The sequence below is a fragment of the Tumebacillus lacus genome, from assembly GCF_026410385.1.
Lineage (GTDB): Bacteria > Bacillota > Bacilli > Tumebacillales > Tumebacillaceae > Tumebacillus > Tumebacillus lacus.
Genome location: NZ_JAPMLT010000013.1, coordinates 76,887 through 92,324, shown reverse-complemented (window position 1 = coordinate 92,324; position 15,438 = coordinate 76,887). Strand labels below are relative to the sequence as shown.

19 protein-coding genes are annotated in these 15,438 nt (G+C 56.7%); 3 read left to right on the top strand and 16 right to left on the bottom strand.

Annotation, left to right across the window (positions count from 1 at the left end):
• Position 1: 1 nt before the first annotated feature.
• The 3 genes from OS242_RS18115 to OS242_RS18105 form a co-directional block, all read right to left on the bottom strand.
• Complete coding sequence (locus tag OS242_RS18115; protein ID WP_267153110.1) at positions 2–1,723, bottom strand: ABC transporter ATP-binding protein; 1,722 nt, start codon at positions 1,721–1,723, stop codon at positions 2–4.
• A 111-nt stretch (positions 1,724–1,834) separates the two neighbouring features.
• Positions 1,835–2,680 (bottom strand): 1,4-dihydroxy-6-naphthoate synthase, encoded by an 846-nt coding sequence (locus OS242_RS18110; RefSeq protein ID WP_267153109.1) that lies wholly within the window; start codon positions 2,678–2,680, stop codon positions 1,835–1,837.
• A complete protein-coding gene (locus OS242_RS18105; RefSeq protein ID WP_267153108.1) occupies positions 2,681–3,346 on the bottom strand; it encodes a futalosine hydrolase in 666 nt (221 codons plus the stop codon).
• Between the two features lie 155 nt (positions 3,347–3,501).
• Between OS242_RS18105 and OS242_RS18100 the strand changes: the two genes are divergently transcribed.
• Positions 3,502–3,987 (top strand): MarR family winged helix-turn-helix transcriptional regulator, encoded by a 486-nt coding sequence (locus OS242_RS18100; protein WP_267153107.1) that lies wholly within the window; start codon positions 3,502–3,504, stop codon positions 3,985–3,987.
• Positions 3,984–5,414: an MDR family MFS transporter gene (locus OS242_RS18095; RefSeq protein ID WP_323372976.1), complete on the top strand. Its 1,431-nt coding sequence runs from the start codon at positions 3,984–3,986 to the stop codon at positions 5,412–5,414. The genes OS242_RS18100 and OS242_RS18095 overlap by 4 nt, the downstream gene beginning before the upstream one ends.
• Before the next feature lie 55 nt (positions 5,415–5,469).
• On the opposite strand, the gene OS242_RS18090 is transcribed toward OS242_RS18095, so the two are convergent.
• From OS242_RS18090 to OS242_RS18030, 13 genes are all read right to left on the bottom strand, one after another.
• A complete protein-coding gene (locus tag OS242_RS18090) occupies positions 5,470–6,510 on the bottom strand; it encodes an LLM class flavin-dependent oxidoreductase (protein ID WP_267153106.1) in 1,041 nt (346 codons plus the stop codon).
• A gap of 237 nt (positions 6,511–6,747) precedes the next feature.
• Entirely contained in the window at positions 6,748–7,677 is a 930-nt protein-coding gene (locus OS242_RS18085; RefSeq protein WP_407702129.1) for an MBL fold metallo-hydrolase, read from the bottom strand.
• A gap of 173 nt (positions 7,678–7,850) precedes the next feature.
• Positions 7,851–8,945 (bottom strand): threonine aldolase family protein, encoded by a 1,095-nt coding sequence (locus OS242_RS18080; RefSeq protein WP_267153104.1) that lies wholly within the window; start codon positions 8,943–8,945, stop codon positions 7,851–7,853.
• Positions 8,946–9,095: 150 nt separating this feature from the next.
• Entirely contained in the window at positions 9,096–9,647 is a 552-nt protein-coding gene (locus tag OS242_RS18075; RefSeq protein ID WP_267153103.1) for a YdhK family protein, read from the bottom strand.
• Positions 9,648–9,736: 89 nt separating this feature from the next.
• On the bottom strand, positions 9,737–10,186 hold the full coding sequence (locus OS242_RS18070) for an SRPBCC family protein (RefSeq protein ID WP_267153102.1): 450 nt from the start codon (positions 10,184–10,186) through the stop codon (positions 9,737–9,739).
• Positions 10,183–10,530, bottom strand: coding sequence for a MerR family transcriptional regulator (locus tag OS242_RS18065; protein ID WP_267153101.1), 348 nt, complete (start codon positions 10,528–10,530; stop codon positions 10,183–10,185). Before OS242_RS18065 ends, OS242_RS18070 begins: the two co-directional genes overlap by 4 nt.
• A 109-nt stretch (positions 10,531–10,639) precedes the next feature.
• Positions 10,640–11,278, bottom strand: a complete 639-nt coding sequence (locus tag OS242_RS18060) for an HD domain-containing protein (protein ID WP_267153100.1) — start codon at positions 11,276–11,278, stop codon at positions 10,640–10,642.
• Between the two features lie 117 nt (positions 11,279–11,395).
• Entirely contained in the window at positions 11,396–11,737 is a 342-nt protein-coding gene (locus tag OS242_RS18055; protein ID WP_267153099.1) for a zinc ribbon domain-containing protein YjdM, read from the bottom strand.
• A 37-nt stretch (positions 11,738–11,774) separates the two neighbouring features.
• Positions 11,775–12,644: a pentapeptide repeat-containing protein gene (locus tag OS242_RS18050; protein ID WP_267153098.1), complete on the bottom strand. Its 870-nt coding sequence runs from the start codon at positions 12,642–12,644 to the stop codon at positions 11,775–11,777.
• A 128-nt stretch (positions 12,645–12,772) separates the two neighbouring features.
• Entirely contained in the window at positions 12,773–13,228 is a 456-nt protein-coding gene (locus OS242_RS18045; RefSeq protein WP_267153097.1) for a cupin domain-containing protein, read from the bottom strand.
• A 29-nt stretch (positions 13,229–13,257) separates the two neighbouring features.
• Positions 13,258–13,731, bottom strand: coding sequence for a VOC family protein (locus tag OS242_RS18040; RefSeq protein ID WP_267153096.1), 474 nt, complete (start codon positions 13,729–13,731; stop codon positions 13,258–13,260).
• A gap of 24 nt (positions 13,732–13,755) precedes the next feature.
• Positions 13,756–14,211: a GNAT family N-acetyltransferase gene (locus OS242_RS18035; RefSeq protein WP_267153095.1), complete on the bottom strand. Its 456-nt coding sequence runs from the start codon at positions 14,209–14,211 to the stop codon at positions 13,756–13,758.
• Between the two features lie 14 nt (positions 14,212–14,225).
• The gene (locus OS242_RS18030) at positions 14,226–14,555 is read right to left on the bottom strand and encodes a carboxymuconolactone decarboxylase family protein (protein WP_267153094.1); all 330 of its coding nucleotides are present in this window, start codon (positions 14,553–14,555) and stop codon (positions 14,226–14,228) included.
• 128 nt (positions 14,556–14,683) lie between these two features.
• Here OS242_RS18030 and OS242_RS18025 point away from each other — a divergent pair, with 128 nt between their 5' ends.
• Entirely contained in the window at positions 14,684–15,421 is a 738-nt protein-coding gene (locus OS242_RS18025; RefSeq protein WP_267153093.1) for an MBL fold metallo-hydrolase, read from the top strand.
• The last annotated feature ends 17 nt before the right edge of the window (positions 15,422–15,438 follow it).

Below are 15,438 nucleotides of genomic sequence, written 5' to 3'. Positions count from 1 at the left end.
GCTAGAGCACCTCCTTCCCGATCTGCGACTGGTAGATCTGCTGATAGACCTCACAGGACGTGAACAGTTCTTCATGTGTGCCGAGTCCGACCAGTTCGCCGTGATCGAGCACCGCGATCTTGTCCGCATCGATCACCGACGTGATCCGTTGCGCGATCAAGAGGCAGGTCAGCCCTTTGGCGTACCCTTTCAGCGACGCTTTGATCTTGGCCTCAGTTGCCACGTCGACGGCGCTGGTGCTGTCGTCGAGGATGAGGATCTCCGGTTTGCGCACGAGGGCGCGGGCGATGGAGACGCGCTGCTTTTGCCCGCCGGACAGATTGACACCGCCTTGACCGAGCCGCGTGTCGTAGCCGTCCGGCGTCTTGGCGATAAACTCATGCGCCTCCGACATCCGGGCCGCCTGCTCGATCTCCGCTTGCGTCGCCGTCTCGTTGCCCCATTTGATGTTCTCCAAAATGGTGCCGGTGAACAGCGTCATCTTTTGCGGCACGATGGCGATCTTCTCGCGCAGCCGCTTCGGGTCGACCGTGCGCACGTCCTCGCCGTCGATTTTGATCGTGCCCTCATTTGCATCATAAAAACGCGGCAGCAACCCGACCAGCGAACTCTTCCCCGAGCCGGTCGAACCGATGATGCCGACCATCTCCCCCGGCAGGCAGGAGAACGTAATTCCCTTCAAAACAGGCTCGCCGTCATACTGAAACGACACGCCTTCAAAATCGACCCTTCCCTTCTTCCCAGCCAGACTGTCAGCCCTTTCTTCCTTCCATGTCATCTCGTTCTCCTCGGCAAACACCTCGCCGATCCGCCCGGCCGATGCCCGCGCCCGCACGAACATATTGAACACCATCGAGATCAGCATCAGCGAGAACAAGATCTGCGTCATGTAGTTCGTAAACGCGATGATATGCCCGACCTGCATCTCACCTTCGTTGACCCGGATGCCCCCGAGCCACAGCACGGCGACGATACCAAGATTGAGCGTGAGCATGATGATCGGCGAGAACACCGCGATCACCCGCGCAGCCGCGACGGAGCGTTCTTGAAATTCTTCATTCGCCCCGCTGAACTTCGCCACTTCATAGTCAAAGCGGTTGAACGCCTTGACCACCCGCACCCCGGACAGATACTCCCGCATCACGCCGTTGACCCGGTCGAGCGCCTTTTGCACCCGTTTGAAATAGGGAAATCCCACCTTCATATTGATCACGATCAGCACGCCGACGACCGGCACCGCAACCGCCAGCACCACCGCGAGCTCCGGGTTGAGCCGGGTCGCCATGATCAGGCCGCCGATGCACAGGAGCGGCGCTTTGACGAAGATGCGCATCATCCCGTTCACAAACATCTGCACCTGCGACACATCGTTGGTCAGCCGCGTGATCAGCGACGCTTGGTCGAACCGGTCCAGATTGCGAGCGGAGAGCGACAAGATTTTTTTATAAAGATCGCCGCGCAGCTCCCGTCCGAAGTTTTGCGACACATGGCTGGCAGCCACATTTCGAATCGAAGCGGCCGCTGCCCCGAGCGCGGTGATCAGCAGCATCAGCCCGCCCATGCGAAACACATAGCCGAGATCCCGGTTGGCCACGCCGACGTCGATGATCTTCGACATGATCGTCGGCTGCATCAGATCGCACAGTGCCTCGAACGTCAGAAACAGCAACGCGACAGAAGCCGTTCGCCAGTATTTGTATAGGTAAGATTTTAAAAAATTCATGATTTGACTTCCCCCTTGAGGAAATACGTTTCGAGATGAGTTGCAAAGTCACCTCCTTCGCAGTGGAAAAGCGAATGGGAAAGGCACCCATCTCTGGGTGCCTCCCGTATTTTATTTCCGATCCAGCAGTTTCTCCACATCAAACGCCGGCACGAGTCCTTCCTTGGCCGCACGGATGAGCAGAGCGGTGATCGCCTCATACCCTTGTTCCCCGAGATCGGCTGTAAACTCGTTGACATACAGATCGATGTGCTGCTGCGCCACTTCCGGAGACAACTCTTGCGCGTGACACATCACATAATCCTTCGACGCTTCCGGGTGCTTCCACGCGTACTCGACCGACTGGCGGATCCAGCCGGTGATCGCATCGAGGTCGAGCGTCCGGCGGGCGATGATCGCCCCGAGCGGGATCGGCAGACCCGTGTCACCTTCCCACCAGTTGCCGAGGTCGACCAATTGGGTCAGGCCGTACTCGCGGTAGGTAAATCTCGCCTCGTGAATGACCAGCCCGGCATCGATCTTCCCGTCCCGGACGGCCGGCATGATCTCATGGAACGGCAGCACCACGATCTCGCCCACGCCGCCCGGCACGTTTTGCGCCGCCCACAGCCGGAACAGCAGATACGCCGTCGACCGCTCGCTCGGCACCGCCACCCGCTTGCCGGACAGCGCATCCGGGCGACCGGCGGCCGCTCCGTCATTCGTCAGCACCAGCGGACCGCAGCCGCGGCCGAGGGCACCGCCGCAGGGGAGCAGCGCGTACTTGTCCAGCACCCACGGCAACGCCGCATACGAGATCTTCATCACATCGAGGCCGTTTTCACCGGCCGCCATCCCGTTCGTGATGTCGATGTCTGCAAACAACACGTCCAACTCCGGCGCGCCTTCGACCCATCCATGCGCCCACGCATGGAACACAAACGTATCATTCGGACATGGAGAATACGCGATTTTCATCTACAACACCTCCGCCAATCTTGCACTCGCCGCTTCCAGCGCCAGCAAAGCATCTTTGATCCGCCATGCGCTCCGATCCCGAGGACCGACTGCGTTGGAGATCGCCCGCACTTCCAAAACAGGGAGGCCAAAGTCATGCGCCGCATACGCGACACCGTACCCTTCCATCCCTTCAGCAGCCGCTCCCGGCACCCTCGCCGTCAGTTCGGCCTCAGATGCCGCAGTGCCGGTCACCGTCGACAGCGTCAGCACCGGCCCCGCCGTCACCGGCAATCCGCCGATGTGCAACGCTTCCGTCACCCGTGCCACAAGCGCCGGATCGACCGGCACGCGAGCGGAGCCAAAGCCGAGCTCGTCGAGAGAGCGAAACCCCTCCAACGTCTCGGCTCCCAGGTCGGCCGCGATGATCTCGCTGGACACCACCAGCGAGCCCACCTCCGCCTGACCGGAAAATCCGCCGGCGATCCCTGCGATCACGACCAGTCCATACTGACCGTCCGCCTTCGCCAACAGCTTCGTCGCATTCACCGCAGCCGCCACCGGACCGACACCCGCCAGCTCCACATCAAATCCGGCCGCCCCCTGCAACCCGCGCCGCACAGCTTCCCGCTCCGCTTCGACAGCTGTCAGGATCAGCACGCGCCTTGCGCTTGCATCCTTGCTCATCGCTATTCTCTCCTTCACCGCTTGCATCACTTGCTGTCCATTGTATCAAATTAGGACAAGAAGCTGAAAGTACCGGTTGCAAACGCAACCATCCTCATGCTATGATCCTGCATATTGGTTGCGGACGCAACGATAAACGAAAAAGGAGTCTGACCATGAACACACTCCCCTACGTACCTCTTGGCAAATGGATCTCCATCCTCAGCCGCTACGGTCAGATGTTTATGACGCGCAACTTGCGGCCTTACGAAGTGGGACCGGGTCAGTTGCCCGTCCTCATGACCTTGTACGATCAAGACGGCGTCTCGCTGGACACGCTCTCCAAAGTCATCGTCGTCGACAAAGCCACCACCACCCGAGCGGTGCTCACCCTCGAAGAATCCGGCCTCGTCACCCGCGTCACCGACACCTTGGACCGCCGGGTCAAGCGTGTCTTCCTCACCGAAAAAGCCCGACAGATCAAACCTGACATCATTCAAACGCTCGGCGTCTGGGCGGACGTCCTGACCTCCCCTCTCACCGAAGAAGAGACGATCTCGCTGATCACCATGCTGGAAAAAGTAGCGGCCGCAGCGGTCGAACACCTGAACCATCAGGAGCCTGCCGACCCGCCCCCCGAATCAAAGGAGTTGAAATTGTGAGTTCTGATGCCCAAACAACCGAATCTTCGCCAAAATTGAACGTCAAAGTCATGATGGCCGTCCTTTTGATCGGCACATTCATCGCGATCCTCAATCAGACGCTGCTCAATATCGCGCTGCCGAAGATCATCGAAGACCTCGGCATCTCCACCAACACCGCGCAGTGGCTGATCACCATCTACCTCTTGATCAACGGCGTCATGATCCCGATCACCGCCTTTCTGATCGAGCGGTACTCCACGCGGCAGTTGTTCTTGACCTCGATCGGCATCTTTGCCGTCGGGAGTTTGATCTGCGCCCTGTCGACCAACTTCACCGGCCTTTTGATCGGTCGGATCGTGCAATCGATGGGGGCGGGCGTGATGATGCCGTTGATGCAAACGGTCATCCTGCTTATCTTCCCGCGTGAGAAACGCGGCGCGGCGATGGGCATGGTCGGCCTCGCCATCGCCTTTGCACCCGCGATCGGCCCCACCCTGTCCGGCTGGATCGTCGAGCATTACTCGTGGCGACTGCTGTTCTACGTCGTGCTGCCGATCACGCTGCTCGACCTGCTCTTTGCTGCCGTCGCTTTAAAAAACGTCGGCAAACTCACCTACCCGAAACTGGACCCCGTCTCGATTATCACCTCGACCATCGGCTTCTCCTCCCTGCTGTACGGCTTCAGCAGCGCAGGCAGCCAAGGATGGGGCGCGACCGAAGTGCTGGCGACACTGGTCATCGGCGCGATCTCGCTGATCCTGTTCGTGTGGCGGCAGTTGAACATGGAGCGCCCGATGCTGGAGATCCGCGTTTTGAAATACGGCATCTTCACCCTCGCCACCGGCATCGCCACCATCGTCTTCATCGCGATGATGGGGATCAACCTGCTCCTGCCGCTCTACCTGCAACAGATGCGCGGCGTCTCTGCACTGGACTCCGGGCTGATGCTCCTGCCGGGCGCGATCCTGATGGGCATCATGAACCCGATCACCGGCCGCATCTTCGACAAAGTCGGAGCCCGCTGGCTGGCCGTCATCGGGATGGCCATCGTCACCGTCTCGACCTTCCAACTGACGAGCCTGACGATCACCACGTCGTACCTTTCGATCATCATCACCTACTCGTTCTGCCTGATCGGGGTCTCGATGGTCATGATGCCGATCACCACCGCCGGGATCAACCAACTCCCGCCGCAGTTGATCGCGCACGGCTCGGCGATGACCAACACCCTGCGCACCGTCGGCGGCTCCATCGGCACCGCGATCCTCGTCACCGTCATGACGATCACCGCCGACAACGCCCCGATTCAAGTGAAGACCGATGCGATGATCCACGGCATCAACAACGCCTACCTCGTCGCCTCCCTGCTGGCACTGGCCGGGATGCTGCTCTCCTTCTTCCTGAAAAAGCCTCAGCCCATGCTGGACGTGCAACCGAAGCATTGACCACACATCGCAACGAAACCCCGCCTGCGTTTGCAGACGGGGTTTTTTGACAGGATCAGTACGACGCCTTCTTCATAAACTGCGACACGATCTCAAACGACCGCAGCCGCGCCTGATGATCGTAGATCTGCGCATTGACGATCATCTCGTCCGCCTGCGTCTCGTCCAAAAACTTCTGCAACCTCGCCTGCACCGTCTCCGGGCTGCCGACGATCGAGCCGCCCAGTTGCTGTTCCAGCGCGGCCTTTTCATAGTCGGTCCACAGCGCGTCCATATCGTCCACCGGCGGTCGCAGCTTGCCGGGACGATTGCGGATCAGGTTGAGGAATTGCTGTTGCATCGACGTAGCGAGATAACGGGCTTGGGCATCCGTCTCTGCCGCGATCACATTGACGCCGACCATCGCGTACGGTTTGTCCAGCACATCGGACGGCTGGAACGTACGTCGGTACAGTTCCAAAGCCGGGATCGTATAATTCGGCGAGAAATGGCTGGCAAACGCAAACGGAAGACCGAGCTGTCCGGCCAACTGGGCGCTGAAGCCGCTGGAGCCGAGCAACCAGATCGGGATGTCGAGCCCTTCGCCCGGCACCGCGCGCACCGGCATCTTTTCCGGGTCGACCGGCGGATGGAAATAACCCCGCAGTTCCGCCACCAGTTCCGGGAAGTCATCCCCGTTGCTGTGCAGCGCCCGACGCAGTGCCCTTGCTGCCGCTTGGTCGCTTCCCGGTGCACGGCCGAGCCCGAGATCGATGCGTCCCGGATACAGCGATTCCAGCGTGCCAAACTGCTCCGCGATCTGCAGCGGCGCATGGTTCGGCAGCATGATCCCGCCCGACCCCACGCGGATCTTCGACGTCCCGCCTGCGATGTGCCCGATCACCACCGACGTCGCCGAACTGGCGATGCCGAGCATATTGTGATGCTCCGCCAGCCAATAGCGGGTATATCCCCAACTTTCCGCATGTTGCGCCAGATCCAAACTGTTGCGCAACGCATCCGCCGCCGTGCCGCCCTCGATCACCGGGGCCAGATCCAAAACGGACAACGGAATGTCCTGCAGGCGTTTCGGGCTGTTCTCGTTCTCTGTAGCCATCGAGTTCCCTCCTGTATCAACATCATGTGTAGTATCTCCAATGGAAAAAGGAATCGCTCTCTCTTCGCCAAGCGATCCCTTTCACGTTAGCACAACACGCCCCCCTCCCAATGTTGCCCAGCTTACATTCTGTCAGTCGCTCACCAGAAGTAGATAATTCACGGCATTGATCCTCATCGAATACCGTGCAACAAAGAGAGAGGCAGCCCCTCTCGGCTCGCCTCCCTTTTTCTGTCCTTATCGCCACCACGTCGAGTGCGGATAGTCTTCCGAACCGATGCGGATCGTCTCGCCGATGTGCGGCGTCGTCATCTCCACGCCGAGCCGTTTCGCTTCGTTCCATGCCCGTTCCACCGGGTCGTTCCAATCATGCAACGACAGCGTAAACGCCGCCCAATGGATCGGCATCATCACTTTGCCTCGGAGGTCGACATGCGCCTGCACCGTCTCTTCCGGAAGCATGTGAATGTTCGCCCACCGCGCATCATATTGGCCGCACTCCAGAAACGTCATGTCAAACGGGCCATGCTTGTCCCCGATCTCTTGGAAATGCGGACCGTAGCCGCTGTCCCCGCTGAAATAGACCTTCGTCTCTTGCCCCGCAATGACCCACGAACACCACAGCGTCGCGTTCCGGTCGGTCAAACTCCTGCCCGAAAAGTGGCGTGCCGGGGTGCACGACACAATGATCCCGTCCCACTCGGACTCTTGCCACCAGTCGTGCTCCGTAATCTGATCAGCCTCGACCCCCCACCGCTGCAAATGAGCCCCTACACCCAGCGGGACGTAGAAACGTCCGACCTTGTCTTTCAGCCGCTTGATCGAGCCATAGTCCAGATGGTCGTAATGATCGTGCGAGAACAGCACCGCATCGATGGCGGGCAGGTCTTCGATCTCGATCGGCAGCGACTCGCTGTACCTTTTGCCGCCAAAACGCGGAAACGGCGACGGAGCCCGTCCGAACATCGGATCGAGCAACAGCGTTTTGCCGTCCAACTCCAGCAACAACGCCGAGTGGCCGAACCACGTGACCTTCGCCTCCTGATGCCCTTGCAACCGGCTCGCATCCAAAGTCCCCATCGGCAGCACGTCGGTCGGCTTCGTCCTTGGATTCCCTTTTATAAAATCCCGCAGCAAGGAAGCGGTCGTCTTCAGATCCATCCCCATCGGGGTCGGGATCTGATTGGCATACTTCCCTTTGCCGGCCGGCTTCGCACCAAAGGCGGGATACACATTCAAAACAAGCAACGCGATGACGAGTATCCCGACAACAACTAGCAGAATAGCGATCACAGCAGGTTCCCTCCCGTCCTTGCCTCCCTCATCCTGCACGCTTCCGCTTACTCCACACCCGACAGTTTCTTGTTCAGAAGTTGGAAGGCATGCCGCAGTTCCTCTTTTGGAATCGCCGCGTACCGGTCGCCCACACCCACCTCATAGTAACTGGTCTGCTCAGCCGTTTCGCGCACATAATGAGTGAGGCCGATGCCTGTCTCCTCGCAGATCGAGGCGACAATGGATTCGAGCTTTTCTTTCGGTACCGCGACATGCACATGGAACATGTTCGAGACGGGCACTTCCGGCCGCGTGGTGACGGCGTGGCACTGGTTGTAGAGAGCCGCCAGTTCCTTCGCATCGGCGTAGTACTGCTCCATTTTACCCACCCGCAGATCGAAGTAATAGTCGGCACTGACGATATACGGATACAGGCTGATCAAATCCCCGCCGTAGCGACGCTTCCACACTTTCGATTCCTCCGTGAACGCTGCATCCCCTGCCAAAATCGCACCTGCGATCCCGCCGATCCCTTTGTAGAACGACACGTACACGCTGTCAAACAACGCGCACACTTCCTCCGCCGACTTTTGATAATAAGGAAGAATCTCAAACAGCCGTGCTCCGTCCAGATGCAGGTGGATCCCTTTTTCCCGGCAATGAGCGGAGATCGCCACCAGTTCCTCATAGGAAGGCAGTTGCCCGCCGATCTCCCGCTGCGGCAACTCCAGCAACACACACGCGACCTCTTCCTGCAAACGTTGTACATCCTCCAGACGGATCACGCTGTCCCTGTCGGTCAGATGCACCGACTCGATCCCGTGCAACTCTTGCAACGCGTTTTCCTCATGGAGCTCCAGATGGCTCAACGGATGGTAGCCCACCCGCTTGATCCCTTTATGGTCACACCAGATCCGCAACGCGATCTGTTGCGCCATCGTCCCGCTGGGGAAAAAGACAGCCGTTTCCTTGCCGAGGTACTGCGCCATCTTCTGTTGAAACTCCTCGATGATCGGCCCCGACCCGTATACATCGCTGGCCGTCCCCCCGTCCACCGCTTCAAACGCCTGTTTCAACTGCTGCACGTCCCGCTTGCTGTGTCCCGCCACTTGATAGGTCGTCTGCAGAAATGCCTCCGCTAAACGTTTTGGCTCACTCATCGTTTCGATGACCCCTTTCCACGATTGTTTTCACTCTTCTCATCATACCAAAATCAGACAGGCCGAAGGAATGCTGATCTGTACAACAAAAGAGATCGCCGGGGAGCAGCGTGCACCCCGGCGATCTCTGTTCCGCGCATCTGTCGTTCATCACGGAGCCGACAGTTCGCTCTCTGTGACCCATTTATGATTTCGAACCGTCTCGCCACCTGTCGTCGGCGTGTAGTCCACCGTGTACACCGTCGTTTGCTCGGCTGACTCGATCACCGCTTTTGCGCCCTTCATGCCTTTCATGTGGTCGGCCAGGAGGGTGACTTCCTGTCCCTTTTTAAACGCGTCTTGGCCGGCGTTTTCGATCTCCTCATGAATCACCCACTTGTGATGTTGCACCCGCTCCCCGCCGGTCGTGGGCGTATACGACAGAACATAGGCCGTCGTGCTGTATGCCCCTGCGATGTTTGCCTTCGCACCTTTCATCCCAGGCATGTGACCGTCTTGGATCGTGGCTTGGCTGCCCACTTTGAAGGTCGGATCGTCAGCCGTTTTGAGACCCTCCGGCACGTCACCCGATGGAACATGGTCCGTGTGACCTTCGTGCCCGCTGTTTTCCGGCTTCTTTTGCGCCGTATCATCCTTCGTATCTCCGCATCCGCTCAGGGCAACCATGACAGCCACGCTGAGCAAAGCAAGTCGTATCTTCACGCCTGTGACACTCCCGTCTCCTTGGTCTATCTCCCAAGTTGCCCCTTTCACCTGCTGGAAATACTTCTCCTGCCACGCGCCTCTCCCGCTCACTTCATCGCTTCTTCTTTAACCCTTTGCATAAACTCTTCCACGACTTTGTTGTTGCTTTCCTTGCTCCCGAGTTTCAGCATCGCTCGTCCGACAAAATTGACGCCTTTGTTTTGCCCTTCGTACTCGAATCTCGTGTGCGTCTCATCGATTTTGTACAACGTAAACGTCGTCGTGATCTCAAACGCCTTTCCCAACACAAAGCTGGTTTGCTTCCGCTTTTTGTCCTCGCTCTCTTCATACGCAGTGGTTTCCACGATGTACGTCTCGACCCGTTTGCCTTCACGGTACGTCTGCTGATGTTTCGCGCCCACTTCCCGTTCCGTTTTTTCGACCAAGGTATGCTCCTCTACCTTCGGCATGATTCGCTTGATGTTCTGATCGGAAAACAGTGCCCACACGTGTTCAATGTTGGCCTCCAGGATCGTTTCTTCTTTCCACCGGATCACGCGTCATCTTCCTCCATCCCAGACGCCAGAAACTCATCGATCTCCTCCACCTGCAGGCGCAGATCTTCCATCTGCTTCTGGATCTTGTTCTTTTTTTGCTGCAACAGCTCTTCCAAATGGGCAAACGACTCGTCCGCCATCACATCGATCATTTCTTGTATCGTAAAACCAAATCTCCTCAACTTGACCAACAGAAGGGCGAGAAAGTAACTGCCATCGTCATAATAGCGATCGTGATTCTCCGGATCGATGATTGCCGGTTCGAGTAATTTCACCTCCGCATAGTAACGCAACGTCTCCTTGCTGAGACCGGTCATCTCCTCAAATTCGCTGATTTTGTACACGCGTCTCTCCCTCCCCCTCCTGCATCATAAACTGTGGGGTGCACCACAGAGTCAATGCCCCTTCGCACAAAAAAGCCGTAGATCGCGTGGGTGATCTACGGAGCCGCGCTCACTGCTTTTTTCCAAGGATGTGTTTGGACACCTTGTTGATTTGCGTGTAGGGGATGACGCCTTCCTCCAGCATCTCAGGAAGGATGTTTTCCAAGAAGTATTGCACGCAATGCAGTTCTTGATACCGGATGATCGTCGACAGCGCTTCCTCATAGATCTCGAGGAACAGCGTCTCCGGATTTCCCTTTTGGATCTCGCCGAACGATTCGTAGAGCAGGTCGATCTTGTCGGCCACCGCGAGGATCTTGCCTTCAATCGAGTCGTCCTTGCCTTCGCTGAACAGCCGCTCATAGATCGCTTGGAACTCCTCCGGGATCTCCTGCGCGATGAAGTTGCGCGTCATCGTCTCTTCCACTTGGGAGAACAGTTCCTTCAACTCCGGCATCGCGTATTTGACAGGGGTCTTGATGTCGCCGGTAAACAGTTCCGCATAGTCGTGGTTGATCGCCTTCTCGTAGAGGGTCCGCCAATCGATCTGCGTGCCTTGGTGCTCCTCCACCGTGCCGAGAAACTGGGCGATCTTCGTCACTTTAAACGAGTGGCTGGCCACCGAGTGCTCTTGATATTTAAATTTGCCAGGGCAACGGAAGATGCCCTCGAGGTCGGACAGGCTCTTGAAATAATTATGAATCCCCATTGTGCATCTCTCCTTCTCCCGCAGGTATTTCAGAAGACTTTATCAGACAGTACCTGCGAAAGCAAGCGGAATTTTCAGGGGGTCCGTGCGGGCAGAAAAAAAGACCGCAGTTGCGGTCTATGCCTTTTTCACAAACTCCGACTTCAATTTCATCGCACCAAACCCGTCGATCTTGCAATCGATATCGTGGTCGCCGTCCACCAGACGGATGCCTTTGACTTTGGTGCCCATCTTTAAGACGGACGAAGTGCCTTTGACCTTCAGGTCTTTGATGACGATGACCGTGTCACCGTCTTGCAGAACGTTGCCGTTCGCGTCTTTGAAGACTTTCACGTCTTCGCCGCTTTCGGCACCCGATTCCAGTGTCCACTCGTTCCCGCATTCCGGGCAGATAAACAGTCCGCCATCCTCGTATGTGTAAGATGAATTACATGCTGGGCAATTCGGCAAATCAGCCATGATATGATTTCCTCCTTTGTTCTATGGAAAACGTCGGTCAGTTGGACCAGTGCGGCGGGCGGGTGAGTGACTTCGGCAACTTGGTGCCGGCATCGCCTTTCGCCGCGTTGATCTGCATCTGGGTGAGGAAGAGGCCCTCGGTGAGGTCGGCTCCCCGCAGATCCGCGTCCCGGAAGTCCGCTCCGATCAAGTCTGCACCTCGCAGATCGGCACCTCTGAGATCGGCGGCGATCAGGTAGGCGCCTCTCAAGTTGGCTCCTCGGAGGTCGTGGCCTTTGAGATCGGCCCCCATCAGATCAGCACCCCGGCCGAAGTTTTTCCGACGACCCGGACGGCCTTTCAGCTGGCGAAGGGCCTCTTCCCGCACCCGTTCGCTCGTCCGCAAAAGCAGCGCATTGACCTCCGCCCGATGTGCCGCCACGTCCAGCTTTTGCAGCGCGTCGGGATCGAGCAGAGTCAGGCGTTCCGTCTCTTCCAGAGCCGCTCGGAGCTCACCGTGAAACGACCGAGTCGGTTGCAACGTGAGTGCCTCGGACAGATACCAGAGCAACTCATGCAGCTGCCACATCACCGGGAGCACCTCATACATCTGCTTCGCCGTCTCCGGCGACTGTCGCCAGTCTCGTCCGCCAAACGTCACCTGCGATACCTTCTGCCCCGCTCCAAAGCAATCATACACCGTGCATCCCCGAAACCCCCGCTGCCTTAGGCTCGTGTGCACGCCGCAACGGAAGTCTGACTGCAAGTTCGTGCAAGGCGTCCCGCCCTGCTTGTCCATCGCAAAATCCACCGAAGCTGCAAACGGCAACGCGACACAGCAGAGGCCAAAGCAGTTCTCACAGTCACCTGCCAGACTGTTGCGGTCTGTGTCAGGAATCAGCATGGATTCTTCGTTCTTCCCGCTCATTGTCTATCTCCTTCCAACGGAGCCATGATCCTCTGTAAGTTGGCTTTATTATACGCCTTCTTTCTCTGCAGACACAACACTCGCTCTCCTCACAAACAAAAACCACTCCCTGTTCGGAGTGGCTCGTTTTACTCATTCGGTTCGGAGGAAAAGTCTTTCACGTCCTCGGAGAGTTTGAACATTTTCCCAAGGTGCTTCACATACACGATGTCTTCATCCGGATACGCGGTCACATCATGGGGAGAGACCGTTCCACAATCGAGAATGCTCAAAACTTCCGTGCCGGTATTGATGAACTGATGCGCGATCCCCTTCCCGGCAGGTTTCGCAACAAAATCCCCTTGTTTCACCGGATGCTCTGCCTCGTTCATACGCAAGATCCCGCTGCCGCTCAAGATCAGGAAAAACTCTTCCTGCGCCGAATGACTGTGGTATTTTGTGCTCTTGGCACCCGGCTCCACATCGTCGATGTTCACGTACAACTTCTCGCTCCCTGCGGCACGCCCCAGATACAACGTCTTCATCGGCCCGCAGATCTCGGTCGATTCAGCAGGCATGTGTTTCACATTATGGATCTTTGTCAACGGCTTCGCTCCTCCGGCGATGTACTCTTCTATCCTTCGTATGCCTGCAGCAGGGCGGCGAGGTCGATCTTGCTCTTCGTCTGGAGCAAGGCATTCATCACTCGTTCCGATCTCGCCGGGTCGGGGCCGCTGATCATCTCAGACAACGCGGCCGGCACGATTTGCCACGACACGCCGTACCGATCTTTCAGCCAACCGCACACCTGTGCCTTCTCGTCTCCGCCTTCGGTGAGTTTTTCCCAGTAAGTATCGATTTCCGCTTGGTCCTCGCAGTTGACGATCAAGGAGATCGCCTCTGTAAATTTATATTGCGGACCGCCGTTCAATGCGACGAACGTTTGTCCATCCAGTTGGAATTCCACCGTCATGACGGTTCCGTTGCTGTAGCGGGTGACTCTGTCGATCTTGGAGTTTTCAAAGATCGATGTGTAAAACTGCGCCGCCTCTTCCGCTTGCGTATCAAACCACAAGTTTGTCGTGATCTTTTGGATTTTGACCGTCACGGATGCCCCTCCTTGGTTTCGTTGTTATTCGACAGATCTTGAATAAATCTTCAGAGAGCCACCGCCCACACCGTATACTTCTCCGAAGTGAGTCCACCCGTACTTTTCGTAGTACCCGTCCAAATCGGTGCTGAGATAGAGTCTGTCAAATCCCTTTTTGGCGGCCTCTTGCAAGGCGTGTTGCAGCAGTTGAGATCCGATCTGTTTCCCCCTGTGCCCGGGTTCCACAAAGAGACAGGCGAGCCAGGGGAATAAATCCTGACGGCTGTTCAGGTCATTCCTGATCAAGGCGTACGTGCCGATGATGGATTCATCCTCCAGGGCGATGTAAAACCTCGGGATCTCATCTGTTGTCAGGCAAGAGTTCCTCATCGCATCTTCATAAAAGTTGTAGTTCTTTTCGTTTCCCCACTCACGCCAAAAAACACCGACAGATGTATCAAATAATTCGGGTCTTTGTTGGATTTCGACGATTTTCATTCCAGCACCCCTCCTCAGAAAGACTCCTCCAAAGTCTGAAACGCAAATCGCGCATTGGGATAGGTGATCGAACCACCCGCCATCACACCAATTTTAATCGCTTCCACGATTTCTTCCCTCGATGCTTGGGCATTTCGGCATTGATCCATGTGATAGAGGATGCATTCGTTGCACCTTGTTGTCACCGAGATCGCGAGCCCCATGAGCTCTTTGTTTTTCTTGGATATGTGACCCTCCGCATACACGTTGTCATCCAAAGAACCAAACTCCTTGAAGAAGGGATCGCTCTCTTTCATCGCCGCATTGTATTTGCTGCGTTCCTGACGCATCTCGTCCAGATTCATGGTCAAAGCCCCCCGTACAAACTCCATTCATTTTATGATATTCCTCTCATTATTTGATGTCAACATCACTCGGAACCTGATAGAATAGGAATACATTCCCAGTCCGTTTTATTCAGGGGGTATCTGTATTGAATCACTGTCATCTTCTCGATATCGAGTTTGAGTATAACGAAACAAAACAAGTCATCACACCGATTCTTCTTCATGATGAGCACGATACGATCCTCATCGATTGCGGGTATCCAAACTTTATCCCCCTGCTTGAAGCAGCGGCTGCACGCTACAGTATCACGCTCGATTCGATAACAAAATTGATCGTGACACATCACGACATGGACCATATCGGATCGCTCGCTGCATGGAAGCGGACATACCCGCACATCGAGATCATCGCCCATGAGCTGGAAAAGCCGTATCTAGAGGGAACGAAAAAGTCATTGCGACTCGAACAGGCGGAATCCACGTTTGACGCGTTGCCGGCTGATGCCAAGCCGAATGCAGAACAGTTCATCCGCTTCTTACAGTCGATTGAGCCAGCTGCCGTCGACCGGACTGTCACTCACGGAGCGAGTCTCCCTTGGTGCGGCGGCATCGAAGTCATCCACACTCCCGGCCACATGCCAGGTCATATCTCCTTGTATATCCCGGCCAGCAAAACAGTGATAGCGGGAGACGCTGTCGTCATCGAAGAAGGCACACTTGCCATCGCCAATCCCCAATACACACTGGATCTGGATGAGGCCGTCCGCTCCGTACAACGACTGCTCCACTATGACGCGGAACAGATTATTTGCTACCACGGCGGCCTCTTTCACGGCGATGTGAAACAAGCGCTCCGACAACTGATTTCTGCGTATACGCCGTAGAGAGTCGAAACGAAAAA

Bases quoted from the DNA above. Each gene is read 5' to 3' on its own strand.
- OS242_RS18115 (WP_267153110.1), bottom strand. From the start codon at position 1,723: ATGAATTTTTTAAAATCTTACCTATACAAATACTGGCGAACGGCTTCT.
- OS242_RS18110 (WP_267153109.1), bottom strand. From the start codon at position 2,680: ATGAAAATCGCGTATTCTCCATGTCCGAATGATACGTTTGTGTTCCAT.
- OS242_RS18105 (WP_267153108.1), bottom strand. From the start codon at position 3,346: ATGAGCAAGGATGCAAGCGCAAGGCGCGTGCTGATCCTGACAGCTGTC.
- OS242_RS18100 (WP_267153107.1), top strand. From the start codon at position 3,502: ATGAACACACTCCCCTACGTACCTCTTGGCAAATGGATCTCCATCCTC.
- OS242_RS18090 (WP_267153106.1), bottom strand. From the start codon at position 6,510: ATGGCTACAGAGAACGAGAACAGCCCGAAACGCCTGCAGGACATTCCG.
- OS242_RS18085 (WP_407702129.1), bottom strand. From the start codon at position 7,677: ATGGGGATGGATCTGAAGACGACCGCTTCCTTGCTGCGGGATTTTATA.
- OS242_RS18080 (WP_267153104.1), bottom strand. From the start codon at position 8,945: ATGAGTGAGCCAAAACGTTTAGCGGAGGCATTTCTGCAGACGACCTAT.
- OS242_RS18060 (WP_267153100.1), bottom strand. From the start codon at position 11,278: ATGGGGATTCATAATTATTTCAAGAGCCTGTCCGACCTCGAGGGCATC.
- OS242_RS18055 (WP_267153099.1), bottom strand. From the start codon at position 11,737: ATGGCTGATTTGCCGAATTGCCCAGCATGTAATTCATCTTACACATAC.
- OS242_RS18050 (WP_267153098.1), bottom strand. From the start codon at position 12,644: ATGAGCGGGAAGAACGAAGAATCCATGCTGATTCCTGACACAGACCGC.
- OS242_RS18035 (WP_267153095.1), bottom strand. From the start codon at position 14,211: ATGAAAATCGTCGAAATCCAACAAAGACCCGAATTATTTGATACATCT.
- OS242_RS18030 (WP_267153094.1), bottom strand. From the start codon at position 14,555: ATGAATCTGGACGAGATGCGTCAGGAACGCAGCAAATACAATGCGGCG.